The organism is Pseudomonas sp. 31-12 (genome assembly GCF_003151075.1).
In the GTDB taxonomy this organism is placed as follows: Bacteria; Pseudomonadota; Gammaproteobacteria; order Pseudomonadales; family Pseudomonadaceae; genus Aquipseudomonas.
In genome coordinates this window covers 3,076,213-3,093,983 of record NZ_CP029482.1, presented here as the reverse complement: position 1 = coordinate 3,093,983, position 17,771 = coordinate 3,076,213, and the positions used below count along the sequence as shown (strand labels likewise).

Here is a 17,771-nt window from a genome sequence, read left to right as displayed (position 1 = left end):
CCGCTTGGCGAATCCGACGATGATACAGATCAGTGCCCTGCCCGCCTTCACCGACAACTACATCTGGTTGTTACAAGACCACAGCACCCAGCGCTGCGCCGTGGTCGATCCGGGTGATGCCGCGCCCGTGCAAGCCTGGCTGGCGGTGCATCCGGGTTGGGTATTGAGCGATATTCTGGTCACTCATCACCATCATGATCATGTCGGCGGCGTCGAGCAGCTGAAAAAAGCGACAGACGCAACAGTCTACGGCCCGGCCAGCGAAACCATCCCGGCCCGGGACGTGGCGCTCAAGGACAACGACCGCGTCAGCGTGCTGGGGTGGGACTTCGACGTCTTCACCGTGCCCGGACACACCCTGGGACATATCGCCTATTACCATCACGGCCTGCTGTTCTGCGGCGACACCCTCTTTGCCGCCGGTTGCGGGCGCCTGTTCGAAGGCACGCCGGAGCAGATGCACGCCTCGCTGAGCCGCCTTGCCGCGCTTCCCGAAGACACCTTGGTCTACTGCACCCACGAATACACCCTGAGCAACCTGAAGTTTGCCGCAGCGGTCGAACCGGGCAATCCGGACACCGCCGCACGTCTGGAAAAAGTTACCGAGCAACGTGCAGCCGGAATCATGACGCTGCCCTCTACTCTGGCGCTTGAAAAGCAGACCAACCCCTTTTTGCGTGTCGACGAAACATCCGTTAAAGAAAAAGTGGACGAACGGAATGGAACCCAAAACCGGGCTCCGAGTGCGGTCTTTGCTGCTCTTAGGGCTTGGAAAGATAAGTTCTAACCTGGCTCGCCATTGGTACAAAAATTCTGAATGGTTGACCGCAAGGGGTGCGCTTTCTAGAATCGCCCGACATTTTTGCCCGGAACTTACTTCCAGCCAATGTCGTCACCTATTCGTAAAGCCATCAATTCAGACGCATTGACCCGCTTGGCTCAAGCCATAGCGGTGGCTGTGTCCGCCACTCTGGCGGGCTGTTCCAGCCATGTGCCGCAGACCGAAGCGACACACGTTCCGAATATTGCCGCGCGAGCCAAGCAGAAACCCATCTGGCTCAGCGAGAAACCAACACCGCAAATACCGCAAGACGTCTGGGAACGCATGCGCCAAGGCTTCCAGTTGCAGGACAACCTGGGCGTCAACCCGCGCATCGAGCAACAGCGCCTGTGGTTCGCCAGCAACCCGTCCTTCCTTGAAAACGCCGGCGAACGCGGCAGCCTCTACATTCACTACATCGTCGAACGCCTTGAAGAACGCAACATGCCGCTGGAGCTGGCGCTGCTGCCAGTGATTGAAAGCGCCTACAACCCGATGGCCTATTCCCGGGCCAATGCGGTGGGCCTTTGGCAATTCATTCCTTCCACCGGCCGCTATTTCAACCTGCGCCAGACCCGTTTCTATGATGGCCGTCGCGACATCACCGCCTCGACCACTGCGGCCATGGATTACCTGACCCGCTTGCACGACATGTTCAACGGCGACTGGTTGCTGGCCCTGGCGGCCTACAACGCGGGTGAAGGCACGGTCAGTCGCGCCATCGAGCGCAACGAGAAACTTGGCCTGCCGACCGATTACTGGAACCTGCCGCTGCCAGCGGAAACCCAGGCTTATGTGCCGAAGCTACTGGCCTTGTCCCAGGTTGTACTGGCCCCCGAAGCCTACGGCGTGAACCTCAACCCGATCGCCAACGAACCGTACTTCCAGGTCGTCGAAATCAACCAGCGCATGGACCTGTCCAAGGTTGCCGCAGTGGCCAACATCGACGAAGACGAACTGTTCCAGCTCAACCCGGCCTTCAAGCAGCGCACCACCATCGACGGTCCCCAGCATTTGCTGGTGCCAACGTCCAAGGCACAGTTGCTGACCGCCAGCCTCTCGACCATGCGTCCTGAGGAACTGATCAGCAAGAAGTCGCTCAAGCCGGTCTTCGAAGGTGCTGATGAATCGGAAATTGCCAGCCTCAAACGTGCCTACCGTGTTAAACGCGGTGACAACCTGGCCACCATCGCCAAGGCCAACAAGGTCGACGTCAAGGACCTGCAGCGCTGGAACAAGATGACCGGCAAGAACCTCAAGGTCGGCCAGACCCTGGTGATGCAAGACACCACCAAACGTAGCGGCGGTCGCGTCAACACCGTCGTGGCGGCGAACAGCAAGGCGTCCAAGAAAAAAACGCAGACCCAATACAAGGTCAAGCAAGGTGACTCGTTGTATATGGTCGCCAAGCGTTTCAACGTTGAAATGCAGCACCTCAAGCGCTGGAACCCGCGTGTCGGTCAGGCGTTGAAGCCTGGGCAGATGTTGACGGTGTCTTCGCCGCGCTAAAAACGAGCCCCTGATTTCAGGGGCTTTTTTTGCCTGTGATTTGAGGTCTGCTGAAATCGTGTGGCTGCATGGCTCCCTCGCCACAGGTTCTGCGGCTGGCCGAGCTACCGCGTCTGCAATTAACCACGCATTAACCACCTGTCTTTTTCCTGTCGATACAAGCTGTTACTGTACGGTCCACAAAGCCCAAGCCGCCTGGATCGGATCTCTGACTTGAAGCGTCCCCTCCTCCTCTTCCTGATCAGCCTGGCCTTGAGCTCCCCCGCAAGCGCGACGATCAGCGAAAGCCATGGTTATGCGCAGTTCGGCACGCTCAAGTACCCGGCCAGATTTACCCACTTCGACTGGGTCAACCCGCAAGCGCCCAAGGGCGGTACCTTGCGGGTGATGGCGTTTGGCACCTTCGATACGCTCAATCCCTACACGTTCAAGGGCTCCAGCCCGGTTTCCACCCCTAATTTCCTGCAATACGGCATCAACGAGCTCAACGAACCATTGATGGTCGGCACCGGCCAGTACGCGCCGTCCGGCGATGAGCCAACCTCCAGTTACGGCTTGATCGCCCAATCGGTGGAATACAGCGAAGATCGCAGCTGGGTGGTGTTCAACCTGCGTCCGGAGGCGCGGTTTCACGACGGCACGCCGATTACCGCCTACGACGTGGCGTTTTCCTACCGTTTGCTGCTCAAGGAAGGTCATCCGCAGTACCGCACCAGCCTCCAGGAAGTGTTGCGGGTCGACATCCTCAACCCGCAGCGCATTCGATTCGTCTTCAAGCGCGCCGGCAATCCGTTGCAGATCCTGCGCCTCGGCGAATTGCCGGTACTGCCGCAGCATTACTGGAAAGGTCGCGATTTCAAGGCCACCACCTTCGAACCGCCCCTGGGCAGCGGACCGTATCGCATCACGTCGGTAACCCCCGGGCGCCAGCTCATTTTCGAACGGGTCAAGGATTACTGGGGCAAGGACCTGCCGGTGAATCGCGGCAAATACAACGTCGATCGCATGGAAGTGGAGTTCTACCGCGACAGCGATGTGGCCTTCGAGGCCTTCAAGGCCGGCGAATTCGACATCTACATCGAGCACCAGGCGAAGAACTGGGACAGCGGTTACAACTTCCCGGCCGTGCGCCGCGGCGACGTGATCAAGGCGCAGATCCCGCACCAGATCCCGACCCAGACCCAAGGCCTGTTCATGAACAGCCGGCGTCCGGTCTTCGCCGAGACCAAAGTCCGTGAAGCCATGGGACTGATGTTCGACTTCGAGTGGACCAACCGCACGCTGTTCAGCGGCGCTTACAAACGCGCCATGAGTTACTACCCCAACAGCGAGTTCTCCGCGACAGGCCTGCCGGTCGGTCACGAATGGCTGATGCTCAAGCCGTATCGCGAGCAGTTACCCGCCAAGCTGCTCACCGAGCCGTTCAGCCTGCCGAAGACTGAAGGCCGCGGCATCCCCCGGGAAACCATGCGAAAAGCCCTGGCGCTACTCGCCGAGGCCGGCTGGAAGCTCAACGGGCAACGGATCGAGAGCGCCAAAGGCCAGCCGCTCCAGCTGGAGATCCTGCTGGTCAACCCGAACCTGGAACGCATCCTTCAGCCCTACGTCGAGAACCTCGCCAGCATTGGCATCGACGCGCGGCTGCGCACAGTCGATCGCGCCCAATACAAACAACGCCTCGATCAGTTCGATTTCGACATGATCCTGATGACGCTCGGCCAGACCCTCAGTCCGGGCCTGGAGCAATGGCAGTATTTCCATTCCAGCCAGGTCGGGGTCAAGGGCAGTAAAAACTACGCCGGCATCGCCAACCCGGTGGTCGATCACCTGCTTGAACAATTGCTCGCCGCGCAGACCCGCGACGAACAAGTGGCCGCCGGCAAAGCCCTGGATCGGGTCTTGCTGTGGCAGCACTACATCATTCCCAACTGGTACCTCAATTATCACCGCCTGGCCTACCGCAACCGGTTCGCCTTTGTCACCACGCCGCCCTACACCCTGGGCCTCTCCGCGTGGTGGCTTAAATCTTCGGAGAAAGATCGATGAAACCCGTACGCGCCCTGCTCTTGCAGGCCAGCGGCCTGCTGTTCGCCGGGTTGGCCTGCGCCGCCCCGCAACATGCCGTGACCCTCTACAATGAGCCGCCGAAATACCCTGCCGACTTCAAGCATTTCGATTACGTGAACCCTGACGCACCCAAGGGCGGAATCTTTCGCCAGGCCGGGTTCGGCGGCTTCGACAGCCTCAACCCGTTCATCAGCAAAGGCGTGCCGGCCGACGACATCGGCATGATCTACGACACCCTGGCCAAACAGGGTCTGGACGAACCATTTACCGAATACGGACTGATCGCCGGCAAGATCGAGAAAGCCCCGGATAACAGCTGGGTGCGTTTCTACCTGCGTCCTGAAGCGCGCTTCCATGACGGTCATCCGGTCCGCGCCGAAGACGTGGTGTTCAGCTTCGAGATGCTGATCAAGGACGGCGCTCCGCTCTTTCGCGGCTACTACAGTGATGTCGCGGAAGCGGTCGCCGAAGACCCGCTCACCGTGCTGTTCAAGTTCAAGCACAGCAACAACCGCGAACTCCCGCTGATCCTCGGCCAGTTACCGGTGTTGCCGAAACACTGGTGGGCGAACCGCGATTTCAACAAGGGCAACCTTGAAATCCCGTTGGGCAGTGGCCCCTACAAGGTCACCGAAGTGAAGGCCGGGCGCTCGATACGCTATGAGCGGGTCAAGGATTACTGGGGCAAAGACCTGCCGGCCAACCGTGGCTTCTACAACTTCGACGTGATGACCACCGATTACTACCGCGACAACACGGTGGCGCTGGAAGCCCTCAAGGCCGGTCAGTTCGATTACTGGCTGGAGATGAGCGCGAAGAACTGGGCCAACGCCTATAACATCCCGGCGGTCACCGAAGGCCTATTGAACAAGGAACAGATCCCCAACGGCAATCCCACGGGTATGCAGGGTTTTGTCTTCAACCTGCGCCGTCCGGTGTTCCTGGACGTGCGCGTGCGTCAGGCGCTGACGCTGTTGATGGACTTTGAATGGACCAACAAACAACTGTTCAACGGCGCCTATGTGCGTACCCGCAGTTTCTTCGAAAACTCGGAAATGGCCGCGACCGGCCTGCCCGACGCCGATCAGCTTGAAATTTTGAGTCCGTTCCGCGGCAAGATTCCCGAACAGGTGTTCACTGAGGCCTTCCAGAACCCGGTGACCGATGGCAGCGGCATGATCCGCACACAACAGCGCAAGGCTTATCAGCTGTTGCAGGAAGCCGGTTGGCGGATCGTCGACGACAAGATGGTCGACGCCAACGGCAAACCGGTGACCATCGAGTTCCTGCTGGCCCAGACCGAATTCGAACGGGTGCTGCTGCCATTCAAGCGCAACCTCAGCGACCTGGGCATTGACCTGGTGATTCGCCGGGTCGACGTTTCCCAGTACATCAACCGCGTGCGTTCACGGGATTTCGACATGATCGTCGGCAGCTTCCCGCAGTCCAACTCGCCGGGCAATGAACAGCGCGAGTTCTGGATGTCCGCTGCGGCCGACAAACCCGGCAGCCGCAATTCCATGGGCCTCAAGGATCCGGTGGTCGATCAACTGGTCGAGCAACTGATCAACGCCGATTCGCGCAAAAGCCTGGTCGCCCACGCCCGGGCACTGGACCGCGTGCTGCAATGGGGCTATTACGTGATCCCCAACTGGCACATCAAGACCTGGCGCGTGGCGTACTGGAACCACATCGGTCACCCGAAAGTCTCTCCCAAGTACGACATCGGCACCAATACCTGGTGGGTCAAACCCGATGCGAAACCTGCGGTAGAAGTGGAAACCAAACTGCAAGCCGACCCTGCGGGCACGGAGTAATCAGATGCTGGCGTATATTTTTCGGCGACTGCTGCTGATCATCCCGACCCTGCTCGGCATTTTGCTGATCAACTTCGTGATCATCCAGGCCGCCCCCGGTGGGCCGGTGGAGCAGATGATCGCCAAGCTTGAAGGCTTCGAAGGCGCCACCAGCCGCATTGCCGGCGGCGGTGCCGAAGTCTCGGTGGCCGGCTCGGCCTATCGCGGCGCGCAGGGCCTGGACCCGATGCTGGTCAAGGAGATCGAGCACATGTACGGCTTCGACAAATCGGCGCCGGAACGCTTGTGGATCATGATCAAGAACTACGCCACCCTGGATTTCGGCGACAGCTTCTTCCGCGATGCCAAGGTCATCGACCTGATCAAGGAAAAGATGCCAGTGTCGATCTCGCTCGGGCTGTGGAGCACGCTGATCATGTACCTGGTGTCGATCCCGCTGGGGATCGCCAAGGCGACGCGACACGGCAGCCACTTCGACGTCTGGACCAGTTCGCTGATCATCGTCGGTTACGCGATTCCGGCGTTCCTGTTTGCGATCCTGCTGATTGTGGTGTTTGCCGGCGGCAGCTACCTGGACTGGTTCCCGCTCAGGGGACTGACTTCGAACAACTTCGATGAACTGAGCACGGGCGGCAAGATCCTCGATTATTTCTGGCACCTGGCATTGCCGGTAACTGCGCTGGTGATCGGCAACTTCGCGACCATGACCCTGCTGACCAAAAACAGCTTCCTCGATGAAATCAACAAGCAGTACGTGGTCACCGCCAAGGCCAAGGGCCTGACCAATCACCGCGTGCTGTACGGCCATGTGTTCCGTAATGCGATGCTCCTGGTGATCGCGGGGTTCCCATCGGCGTTTATCGGGATCTTCTTCACCGGCTCGCTGCTGGTGGAAGTGATTTTCTCCCTGGACGGTCTCGGCTTGATGAGTTTCGAAGCGGCGATCAACCGCGATTACCCGGTGGTGTTCGGCACGCTGTTTATCTTCACCTTGCTCGGTCTGGTGGTGAAACTGATCGGTGACCTGACCTACACCTTTGTCGATCCGCGCATCGACTTCGAAAGCCGGGAGCATTGAGATGAATCTGTCCCCACTCAATCGCCGACGTTTCGAACTGTTCAAGGCCAACAAGCGTGGCTGGTGGTCGCTGTGGCTGTTTCTGGTGCTGTTCGGCCTGAGCCTCGGCGCCGAGCTGATTGCCAATGACAAACCGCTGGTGGTGCATTACGACAACGGCTGGTACTTCCCGGCACTCAAGCGCTACCCGGAAACCGCGTTCGGCGGCGAATTTCCGCTGGAAGCCAACTACAAGAGCCCGTATATCCGCGAATTGCTCAAGGCCAAGGACGCCTGGGTGCTGTGGGCGCCGATTCCCTACAGCTACCAGAGCATCAACTACGACCTGAAAGTCCCGGCGCCCGCGCCGCCTTCAGCCGACAATCTGCTCGGCACCGACGATCAGGGTCGCGATGTGTTGGCGCGGGTGATTTACGGCTTCCGGATTTCGGTGCTGTTTGCCCTGACCCTGACCATTATCAGCTCGATCATCGGCGTAATCGCCGGGGCCTTGCAGGGGTTCTATGGCGGCTGGGTGGACCTGGCCGGGCAGCGTTTCCTGGAGATCTGGTCCGGGCTGCCGGTGCTGTATCTGCTGATCATCCTCGCCAGTTTCGTGCAGCCAAACTTCTGGTGGCTGCTGGGGATCATGCTGCTGTTCTCGTGGATGAGCCTGGTGGACGTGGTGCGCGCCGAGTTCCTGCGCGGGCGAAACCTGGAATACGTGCGCGCAGCCCGGGCGCTGGGGATGCAGAATGGCGCGATCATGTTCCGCCACATCCTGCCCAACGCGATGGTCTCGACCATGACCTTCATGCCGTTCATTTTGACCGGCGCCATCGGCACCCTGACCGCCCTCGATTTCCTGGGCTTCGGTTTGCCGCCGGGCGCACCGTCCCTGGGTGAACTGGTGGCCCAGGGTAAATCCAACCTGCAAGCACCGTGGCTCGGTATGAGCGCGTTTGCGGTGCTGGCATTGATGTTGAGTTTGCTGGTGTTCATCGGCGAGTCCGCTCGCGATGCCTTCGACCCGAGGAAGTGAAATGAATCAGGACAATCTGATCGAAGTGCGCGACCTGGCCGTCGAATTCGTCGTCGGCGACCACTGTCAGCGGGTGGTGGAAGGCGTCAGCTTCGACATCAAGCGCGGCGAAACCCTGGCCCTGGTTGGCGAAAGCGGCTCTGGCAAATCGGTGACCGCGCACTCGATCCTGCGACTGCTGCCCTACCCGCTCGCCCGGCACCCGTCCGGAACCATCGAGTATTCGGGGCAAGACCTGCTGAGCCTGAAAGAGAAAACCATCCGCCACATCCGCGGCAACCGGATCGCGATGATCTTCCAGGAGCCGATGACCTCGCTCAATCCGCTGCACTCGATCGAGAAACAGATCAACGAAGTCCTCGGCATCCACAAAGGTTTGATCGGCAAAGTCGCGACCAAACGTACGCTGGAACTGCTGGAAATGGTCGGCATTCCAGAACCCGAGAAGCGCCTGAAAGCCCTGCCCCACGAACTGTCCGGCGGCCAGCGCCAGCGGGTGATGATCGCCATGGCCCTGGCCAACGAGCCGGAACTGCTGATCGCTGACGAGCCGACCACCGCACTGGACGTGACCGTTCAGCTGAAAATCCTCGAATTGCTCAAGGAATTGCAGGCCCGCCTGGGCATGGCATTGCTACTGATCAGTCACGATTTGAACCTTGTGCGAAGAATTGCGCATCGCGTATGTGTCATGCAGCGCGGTTGCATCGTCGAACAGGCATCGTGCGAAGAGTTGTTCCGCGCGCCGCAGCATCCGTACACTCGGGAACTGCTGGCAGCGGAGCCCAGCGGCAAGCCGGCGACCAACGTTATTGGCCCGCCGCTGCTGCAGGTCGAGGACCTGAAAGTCTGGTTCCCGATCAAGAAAGGCTTTCTGAAAAAGACCGTCGACCACATCAAAGCGGTGGACGGGATCAATTTCAGCCTGCCCCAAGGCCAGACCCTGGGGATTGTGGGAGAAAGCGGTTCGGGCAAGTCGACGCTAGGGCTGGCGATTTTGCGGCTGATCGGCAGCAAAGGCGCCATCCGTTTTGAAGGCAAGCAGCTAGACTGCCTGACGCAGGCCGAGGTTCGGCCGTTGCGCCGGGAGATGCAGGTGGTGTTCCAAGACCCGTTCGGCAGCCTGAGCCCGCGGATGTGCGTGAGCCAGATCGTCGGCGAAGGCCTGCGGATCCACAAGATGGGCACCGAGGCGGAACAGGAACAAGCGATTATTGCGGCATTGAAGGAGGTAGGCCTGGACCCGGAAACCCGGAACCGCTACCCCCACGAATTTTCCGGCGGGCAGCGGCAGAGAATCGCCATTGCCCGGGCATTAGTGCTAAAACCGGCGTTGATTTTGCTGGACGAGCCGACGTCGGCCCTCGACCGCACCGTGCAACGCCAAGTGGTGGAGCTACTGCGTTCACTGCAAACCAAGTACAACCTGACGTATCTGTTTATCAGCCATGACCTGGCTGTCGTCAAGGCGCTGAGCCACCAGCTGATGGTGGTCAAGCAAGGCCAAGTGGTCGAACAGGGAGACGCGCAAAGTATCTTTGCCGCCCCCCAACATCCGTATACACAGCAGTTGCTGGAAGCCGCTTTCCTGGCTCCGGCCACTGCGCAATAACCTGAAAGAGAGGAGCAACACATGGGTTTTCTCGCCGGTAAGCGCGTACTGATCGTCGGTGTCGCCAGCAAGCTGTCCATCGCATCCGGCATCGCTGCCGCCATGCATCGCGAGGGCGCTGAGCTTGCCTTCACTTATCAGAACGACAAACTCAAGGGTCGTGTCGAAGAGTTCGCACAGAGCTGGGGTTCCAACCCTGACCTGTGCTTCCCGTGCGACGTGGCCAGCGATGAAGAAATTGCCAAGGTCTTCGTCGAGCTGGGCAAAAAGTGGGACGGCCTGGATTGCATCGTGCACTCCGTCGGCTTCGCCCCGGGCGACCAACTGGACGGCGACTTCACCGAAGCCACCACCCGTGAAGGTTTCCGCATCGCTCACGACATCAGCGCCTACAGCTTCGTGGCCCTGGCCAAGGCCGGCCGCGAAATGATGAAAGGCCGCAATGGCAGCCTGCTGACCCTGTCGTACCTGGGCGCCGAGCGCACCATGCCGAACTACAACGTCATGGGCATGGCCAAGGCTTCGCTGGAAGCCGGCGTTCGTTACCTGGCCGGATCCCTGGGCCCGGACGGCACCCGCGTCAACTGCGTATCGGCTGGCCCGATCCGCACCCTCGCCGCTTCCGGCATCAAGAACTTCCGCAAGATGCTGGCCGCCAACGAAGCGCAAACCCCGCTGCGTCGCAACGTCACCATTGACGAAGTCGGCAACGCCGGCGCCTTCCTGTGCTCGGACCTGGCGTCCGGCATCAGCGGCGAAATCATGTACGTAGACGGTGGTTTCAACACCACTGCGATGGGCAGCCTGGAAGAGTGATCTTCCACTAGCCACTAAAAAACCCGCCGGTTCTGGCGGGTTTAATGAGATGGTCAGCCTGACCGAGAAGCCCTGCAGGTTTACGCTTGCAGGGCTTTTCTCGTTTTCGGCGGAGGATCTCTCATGAATACGATGACGCTTCTCGGTATCGACATTGGCAAACACAGTTTCCACCTGCATGGCCAGGATGCCAAAGGTCATCAGGTATTGCGCAAGAAAACCAACCGCGGCCAATTGCTCAGCACATTGGCGCAGGTACCGTCCTGTACGGTGGTAATGGAGTCCTGCGGCGGCGCCCATTGGCTGGCTCGACAGATTGGTGCATTGGGCCACGAGGTGAAGCTGATCGCCCCGCAGTACGTCAAACCATTCGTCAAAGGCAACAAAAACGACTTCATTGATGCCGAAGCGATTTGCGAGGCGGCGAGCCGCCCCGCGATGCGCTTCTGCTCGATCAAAACCGCAGAGCAACAAACGCTTTCAGCCCTGCATCGTGTCCGTAAATCTTTGATTGGCCAGCGAACCGTCCGCAGCACCCGGTTCCGTTGCGCCTAAAGGGCGTAGTGATGCGTCTCCATCATCAAATTCAACAGCTGAATGATGAAATCAAGGACATCGAGTCCGATCTGAAGCAGCAGCTGAAAGAAGACGATGCCGGGAGTCGTTTGCAGAGTATTCCTGGCATCGGCCCGATCACCGCCAGCGCGGTATTGGCGGATGTGGGCGATGCGTCGAACTATCGAAGTGGACGCGATTTTGCCGCTTCGCTAGGGCTGGTGCCGAGGCAGTATTCGACGGGCGGAAAAACAGTACTACTGGGGATCAGCAAGCGCGGCGACAAGCACATCCGCCAACTGCTGGTGCAGGGCGCGCGATCCATCATGCAGCATATCGATAAGCGGGAAGACGCCTTGGGGCCCTGGGTTCGAGAGCTGCTGACGCGTCGCCACTCCAATGTTGTCGCGTGCGCGCTGGCGAACAAACTGGCGCGCATCGTGTGGGCGGTACTGGCCAAAGGCGGCCAGTACGACCCACATCCGAACGCTTGAACAGCTTTACCACCGGCTTTTGCGACGTCACTGACTGATGACAGTAAACGGCAAACGGCCCGACTGAGAACCTGCCATAAAAATCAGCTTTAGAGGCTGAGGGTTTTTTCAGGACAGTCGGGAGCGGCTACTCATCGAGGGTCGAGCGTTGTTGCAGCAACGCTCACAATGAGCCTGGATACATTAGCGCAAGCCAGCTTTACCGAAAACAGCCCATGAGGTTGCAGGAGATGGGCTGACCATACATTTTTATGCCTGCGGTTTCAGATCTGATGCAAATCCCCGTGGGAGCGGGCTTGCGTTTAGTCGGCGGGCGCCGTCAGGCACTTGGCAAACAGCTGCTGGATCGGCTGTGTGCGTTGGCTGTAGCGTTGCAGCAGCACGATCTCGCGGTAAAACGTCAGCTCACCCAGCGGGATGATCCTGACCTTCGCCCCATGCTCAAGCCATAACCCGGCCTCGGGCAGCAGTGAAACGCCGAGTCCGCATTCGACCATCTTCACGATGGCTTCCAGTTCATCCAGTTCCAGCGCGACTCGCACTTCAATCTGCTGCTCACGCAAAAACCGCGTCACCAAACGTCCGCCAAACGAATTGCGGTCGTAGCGCACGTGCGGGTGATTCGCCAGGATCTGCAACGGGTCATCGCCCTCAAGGTCCATCGGCACGATCAACACAAACGGTTCCCGGCGAACCACCTGCGCCGACAGCTCTTTGGGCAGCTCGAACGGCGGCTTGATCAGGATCGCCAGATCCACTTCGCCGGTATCGACCTGACTCAACAAGTTCAATGACACGCCCGGCACCAGTTTCGGTTCCAGTAACGGCGCCTGTTGCCTCAACCGCAACAACGCCTGAGGCAGCAGCCCGGTCTGGACCGTGGCCACCGCGCCGATTTTCAATTCGCCGCGATACTCGCCGACATCCTCGCTGACGGCCATTCGACTGAACGTTTCGAGGATCTCCCGCGCCATCGGCAATGCCCGTTGCCCTGCAGCGTTAAGCATCGCCTGACGCCCGGTGCGGTCGAACAGGCGAATGCCCAGCGCTTGTTCCAGATTGCGCATCTGCGCGCTGACAGCCGACTGCGTCAGGCCGATGTGCATGCCGGCCGCCGCGAACGTGCCATAGCGCGTCACAGCGATGAAGGTTTTCAATTCGCGCTGCATAAGCGTTCTCGATTGATCGAAATAATTTGAGCTCGACGCAAAAACTATCGTCTTTCAATCAAAAAGCACAGCGCTAAACTCAGCCTCATCTTTCCTGAAGATCCGAGGCAAACCCGATGCAGCTCTCCCCTTTTCACCTGGCCATCCCCGTTTACGATCTCGCAGCTGCGCGGCGTTTCTATGGCGAAGTGTTTGGCCTGGAAGAAGGCCGTTCAAGCGACCACTGGGTAGACTTCAACTTTTTCGGCCATCAACTGGTGATTCACCTGGCACCGAAAAACGCTTCCCAGGAAGCGGCGCACACCAATGCCGTGGACGGCCATAACGTGCCGGTGCCGCATTTTGGCGTGGTGCTGGGGATGGAGGAATGGGAGGCGTTGGCAGAACGACTGAAAGCCCTCGACACCCGATTCGTGATTGAACCGGGGATTCGCTTTCAAGGATTGGTGGGCGAGCAAGCGACGATGTTTTTATTCGATCCGTGCGGCAACGCACTGGAGTTCAAGGCGTTCAAGGACATCAATCAGCTGTTCGCCCAATAGCGTCGCCGGTCAAAAGTTGACAGCCCCCTGATGACGGGCATGCTCGATGGCGTCCATCAGGCCCTGCGCCGTCTTGTGATGCTCGGGGTCGAATTCGACCTGCGCGACACTGAACCGAATGTCGTAACAGCGATGGACGGTAGCGTTGCGCTCGTCGAGCATTTCCTCGAGCCGGGTCCTGATCCCGGCGACTTCCACAGCGCTGGAACCGGTCAGCAAAACGGCGAATTCATCATCCCCGACTCGCCCGACCACATCACTTTCGCGAAAGGCGATGCGCAATACGTCGGCAAAGGTCTTCAGGGCATTGTCGCCTTCACTGTGGCCGTACACCTCGTTGATGCGCTTGAAAGAGTCGAGATCGAAAACCAACAGGCTCGCCGGTTTCTCCAGATGCTGGCAGGCGTCCAGCCACAACTGAGCCAGCACCTGAAAGCCGTGCAGGTTGGTCAACAATGTCAGCTCATCCATACTCGCCATTTGCACAGCCGTTATCTGGTGTTCGAACTCGCGTGCCAGGTTGCGCATCGTGTCGCGCTCTTGCACGCCGGTTTCAAGTACGTTCGGCCCGTGCAGGCTGTCTGCATCGGGGCTGGGCTTAGCCGGTTTGCCGGAAACCAACATTGTTCACTCCTGTGATGGGTATGTCCTTTAGAGCCATCTCTATCGCGTTTGACTCCCTGCTAACGGACCGCCGGTCAACTGCCCTGCACCGGACACGGTCCTCCAGCCTCGGCCCAGAGCTTGAATTGAGTGACGAAAATGTCGTGCGGCACCGACACCGGCGCCCTTCCCTCACCCGGATTCCAGCCCCAGAGCACCAATTTGTCCTCGCTGACGTGCTTGATCAGCGCCGCGAAATCGCGGTCCCCATTGCTGGAGCGATCCTTGATCATCGCGCACAACTGGTCGGCCGGCAGCCCGATCCAGGCCATCTTGTGTGCCGCGGGCGGCAAGCTCCAGTGCGGCGCCCCAGGTGGTGTATTTGGCCCGTAACTGGCGGGCGGATTGGCCTCGGCGTGACAGGTCGCGCAGGGCAGACCGGCCGCGCCCTTGCCGTCCATGCCGCGCACGACATTCATCGCGTGCGGGATTCCAGTGTCGAACTGCAACGGCGAATCACCCGGGATATGACAGTTCTGGCAACGCGGGCTCTGGAAAACCTTCTGCACCGTATCAAACGCCTTGATGGCTTCCTTATCGTCAGCAAACAGGTCTTCGGCATAACCGGCCAGGCCGATCAACACCACCGCGCCCAGAATCAAATGTCGTCTCATCTCACACCCCTGACAGTTGCAACGGCAGTTCCCGCAAGCGCTGCCCGGTCAGGGCGAACACCGCGTTGGCCACTGCCGGCGCCGTGGGTGGGACACCGGCCTCGCCGATGCCGCCGGACCGTTCGGTGCTCGGCACGATATGCACCTCGACCACCGGCATTTCGTTGAGCCGCAGCACTTGATAGTCGTGGTAATTGGATTGCACCACCTGGCCGTCCTTGAACGTCAGTTTGCTGTGCAAGGTAAAGCCGAGGCCAAAGGTGATGCAGGACTCCATTTGCGCCGCGATGCTCATCGGGTTGACCGCAATCCCACAGTCCACCGCGCACACCACCCGGTGCACGCGTATTTTCAGGTTGTCCTGCGACACTTCCGCAACCTGGGCCACGTAACTGCCGAAGGATTCGTGCACCGCCACACCCAACGCGTGGCCGTCCGGCAGCGTTGCCTTCCAGTTGGCTTTCTCGACGGCAAGGTTCAGCACCGCCAAATGCCGCGGATGCATCTTGAGCAAGGTTCGTCGGTATTCCACCGGGTCCTTGCCGGCCGCTTCCGCCAATTCATCGATCAACGATTCCATGACAAACGCCGTGTGGCTGTGCCCCACCGAACGCAGCCACAACACACTGATGCCGGTGGTCGGTGAGTGCAGTTCCACCTGGTGATTGGCCAGGCCTTCAAGGTAAGGGCTGTCAGCGACGCCTTCGACCGAGGTCTTGTCTACCCCGTCCTTGACCATCGTTGCTTCAAGCATGGTGCCGGCCATGATCGACTGACCGACCATCACATGTTTCCAGGCGATCGGCATGCCGCCGGCGTCCAGGCCGATGCGAGCCTGATGCAGGAACGCCGAGCGGTAGTAACCGCCACGGACGTCGTCCTCCCGGGACCAGACAGTTTTCACCGGCCCGCCTGCCGCTTTGGCGACCTGCACGGCTTCAGCGACAAAGTCTGAGGTTGGATTGGCCCGACGACCGAAGCCGCCACCGAGAAACTCAGTGTGGATCTCGACCTGTTCGGGCTTGAGCCCGGTGATCTTGCCCGCGATCATTTGATCCAGGGTCTGGAACTGCGTGCCGGTCCAGATCTCGCACTTGTCTTTGCTGATTTTCACCGTGCAATTAAGCGGTTCCATCGGCGCGTGGGCCAGGTACGGCACGCTGTATTCGACGTCGACGGTCTTGGCCGCTTTGCCCAGTGCTGCGGTGGTATCCCCGGCCTTGCTGGCCGAGGTGCCGGGGGTGGCAGCGAGCTTGCGGAAACTCTCCAGCAGTTTCTGACTGTCGAGGCCGGCGTTCGGCCCCAAGTCCCACTCGACTTTCAGCGCATCGCGCCCCAGTTTTGCCGCCCAGTAATGGTCGGCAATAACCGCCACGCCCGTGGGCACCTGCACTACTTTATGCACGCCCGGCACAGCCAGCGCCTCGGCGCCTTCGAAGGATTTGACGCTGCCGCCAAACACGGGCGAACGGGCCACCATGGCGGTCATCAAGCCCTCGAATTGCACGTCCATGCCGAACTTGGCCCGGCCGGTGATTTTCTCTGGCGTGTCCAGGCGCTTGGTGGGTTTGCCGATGAGTTTCCAGTCCTTGGCCTCCTTGAACTTGATCGATGCCGGGTCCGGTACCGGCAGCTTGCCGGCGTCGTCCGCCAGTTCGCCGTAGGTCGCGCGGTTGTCGCCAGCAATGACCACGCCTGACTCGGTGCGAATCGCCGAGGGCGCAACATTGAAACGTTTGGCTGCGGCATCGATCAGCATCAAGCGCGCTGCCGCGCCAGCCTGCCGGTAACGATCGAACTCCATCCAGGTCGAGGTCGAGCCGCCGGTGATCTGCATGCCGCCGAACCCCGCCATGCCGTAGTCCGCCGCCGATGCAGGTGAATGTTCGACGCGGATTTTCGACCAGTCGGCGTCCAGTTCTTCGGCGATCAACATGGTCAGGCCGGTCCATATACCCTGGCCCATTTCCGAGTGGCCGAGCAGTACGGTGACGACGTTGTCGTTGCCGATCCGCAAAAACGCATTGGGCGCAAAAACGTTTCCTTCATTCTCCGCGCCCACGGCAAAGCGATGAGCACCGGGGATGACGAACGCCACCACCAGACCACCGCCCAACAGTGCGCTGCCCTTGAGAAAACCGCGACGTGATACCGGGTTGATGCTGTTCATGGTTCAGACTCCCTCAACGTGGCATCAACCGATCTCGGCGGCGCGTTTGACCGCGGCACGGATCCTTGGGTAAGTGCCGCAACGGCAAATATTGCCGGAGAGCGCCTGATCGATGTCGCTGTCGGTGGGTTTGGGAATCTTCGCCAGCAACGCGGCGGCGGACATGATCTGCCCGGACTGGCAGTAACCGCACTGCACGACGTCGAGTTCGGCCCAGGCTTGCTGCACCGGATGCGAGCCGTCGGTGGACAAGCCTTCGATGGTGAGGATTTTTTGCCCGTGGGCCACCGCGGTGGCGGGCGTGATGCAGGAACGTAGCGGCGCGCCGTCGACGTGCACGGTGCAGGCGCCGCACTGGGCCATGCCGCAACCGAATTTGGTGCCGGTCAGGTGCGCGACATCGCGCAGGACCCAGAGCAGCGGCATGTCCGCGGGGACATCCAGCTCCTGATCCTTGCCATTGATGTTCAGGGTCAGCATTGCCAATTTCCTCAGACTCACGGTGCTCTGAAGGGGCGTCGCTGTGACAACGAAATGCCCACGCGCGCCTCGGGTTATCCCTACAGCTAAGCGCAAAATGCCGGAGGAGACCGGTTCATCGACCACCGGTCAAAAAAAGGCCACCGCGATGGGTGGCCTTGAGGTGAGCTTTTGTGGGGATGGAACTAAGACTAGCGGGCTTTTGTGCCAGGTGAGCTTCTGTGGCGAGGGAGCTTGCTCCCGCTCGGCGGCGAAGCCGTCGTAAACCAGCCAGCACAGTATCTCTGATGTACCGGGTTTGGAGGTTTTGGGGCCGCTTCGCAGCCCAGCGGGAGCAAGCTCCC

14 protein-coding genes and 1 pseudogene are annotated in these 17,771 nt (G+C 60.0%); 10 read left to right on the top strand and 5 right to left on the bottom strand.

The genetic code is table 11. The features are described 5' to 3' along the window. Positions 1-19: 19 nt before the first annotated feature. The 9 genes and pseudogenes from gloB to DJ564_RS14590 all read left to right on the top strand — a co-directional run bounded on the left by gloB (position 20) and on the right by DJ564_RS14590 (position 11,789). Positions 20-787 (top strand): hydroxyacylglutathione hydrolase, encoded by a 768-nt coding sequence (gene gloB, locus DJ564_RS14630; RefSeq protein ID WP_109630536.1) that lies wholly within the window; start codon positions 20-22, stop codon positions 785-787. Positions 788-886: 99 nt separating this feature from the next. Continuing rightward, positions 887-2,329: a transglycosylase SLT domain-containing protein gene (locus DJ564_RS14625; RefSeq protein WP_109630534.1), complete on the top strand. Its 1,443-nt coding sequence runs from the start codon at positions 887-889 to the stop codon at positions 2,327-2,329. A 213-nt stretch (positions 2,330-2,542) separates the two neighbouring features. Further along, positions 2,543-4,375 (top strand): extracellular solute-binding protein, encoded by a 1,833-nt coding sequence (locus DJ564_RS14620; RefSeq protein WP_109630531.1) that lies wholly within the window; start codon positions 2,543-2,545, stop codon positions 4,373-4,375. After that, positions 4,372-6,213, top strand: coding sequence for an extracellular solute-binding protein (locus tag DJ564_RS14615; RefSeq protein ID WP_109630528.1), 1,842 nt, complete (start codon positions 4,372-4,374; stop codon positions 6,211-6,213). Before DJ564_RS14620 ends, DJ564_RS14615 begins: the two co-directional genes overlap by 4 nt. Positions 6,214-6,217: 4 nt before the next feature. Next, positions 6,218-7,291, top strand: coding sequence for a microcin C ABC transporter permease YejB (locus tag DJ564_RS14610; protein ID WP_010459785.1), 1,074 nt, complete (start codon positions 6,218-6,220; stop codon positions 7,289-7,291). A gap of 1 nt (position 7,292) precedes the next feature. Next, a complete protein-coding gene (locus tag DJ564_RS14605) occupies positions 7,293-8,312 on the top strand; it encodes an ABC transporter permease (protein ID WP_109630526.1) in 1,020 nt (339 codons plus the stop codon). 1 nt (position 8,313) lies between these two features. Beyond that, entirely contained in the window at positions 8,314-9,924 is a 1,611-nt protein-coding gene (locus DJ564_RS14600; RefSeq protein WP_109630523.1) for an ABC transporter ATP-binding protein, read from the top strand. 21 nt (positions 9,925-9,945) lie between these two features. Beyond that, positions 9,946-10,740, top strand: a complete 795-nt coding sequence (gene fabI / locus DJ564_RS14595) for an enoyl-ACP reductase FabI (protein ID WP_008152082.1) — start codon at positions 9,946-9,948, stop codon at positions 10,738-10,740. A gap of 123 nt (positions 10,741-10,863) precedes the next feature. After that, positions 10,864-11,789 (top strand): annotated as a pseudogene (locus DJ564_RS14590) (IS110 family transposase). Between the two features lie 302 nt (positions 11,790-12,091). On the opposite strand, the gene DJ564_RS14585 reads toward DJ564_RS14590, so the two are convergent. Next, positions 12,092-12,958: a LysR family transcriptional regulator gene (locus DJ564_RS14585; RefSeq protein ID WP_109630519.1), complete on the bottom strand. Its 867-nt coding sequence runs from the start codon at positions 12,956-12,958 to the stop codon at positions 12,092-12,094. A gap of 116 nt (positions 12,959-13,074) precedes the next feature. On the opposite strand from DJ564_RS14585, the gene DJ564_RS14580 reads away from it, so the two are divergent. Beyond that, positions 13,075-13,500 carry a VOC family protein gene (locus tag DJ564_RS14580; protein ID WP_109630516.1) on the top strand — a complete coding sequence of 142 codons (426 nt, stop codon included), beginning with the start codon at positions 13,075-13,077 and terminating at the stop codon, positions 13,498-13,500. A 9-nt stretch (positions 13,501-13,509) separates the two neighbouring features. Here the strand turns inward: DJ564_RS14580 and DJ564_RS14575 are convergent, their stop codons facing one another. The 4 genes from DJ564_RS14575 to DJ564_RS14560 all read right to left on the bottom strand — a co-directional run bounded on the left by DJ564_RS14575 (position 13,510) and on the right by DJ564_RS14560 (position 17,427). Beyond that, entirely contained in the window at positions 13,510-14,124 is a 615-nt protein-coding gene (locus DJ564_RS14575) for a GGDEF domain-containing protein (RefSeq protein ID WP_109630513.1), read from the bottom strand. A gap of 74 nt (positions 14,125-14,198) precedes the next feature. Next, complete coding sequence (locus DJ564_RS14570; protein ID WP_109630511.1) at positions 14,199-14,777, bottom strand: hypothetical protein; 579 nt, start codon at positions 14,775-14,777, stop codon at positions 14,199-14,201. A 1-nt stretch (position 14,778) separates the two neighbouring features. Continuing rightward, complete coding sequence (locus tag DJ564_RS14565; protein ID WP_109630509.1) at positions 14,779-16,947, bottom strand: xanthine dehydrogenase family protein molybdopterin-binding subunit; 2,169 nt, start codon at positions 16,945-16,947, stop codon at positions 14,779-14,781. A 24-nt stretch (positions 16,948-16,971) separates the two neighbouring features. Further along, entirely contained in the window at positions 16,972-17,427 is a 456-nt protein-coding gene (locus DJ564_RS14560) for a (2Fe-2S)-binding protein (RefSeq protein WP_010459764.1), read from the bottom strand. Positions 17,428-17,771 lie beyond the last annotated feature (344 nt).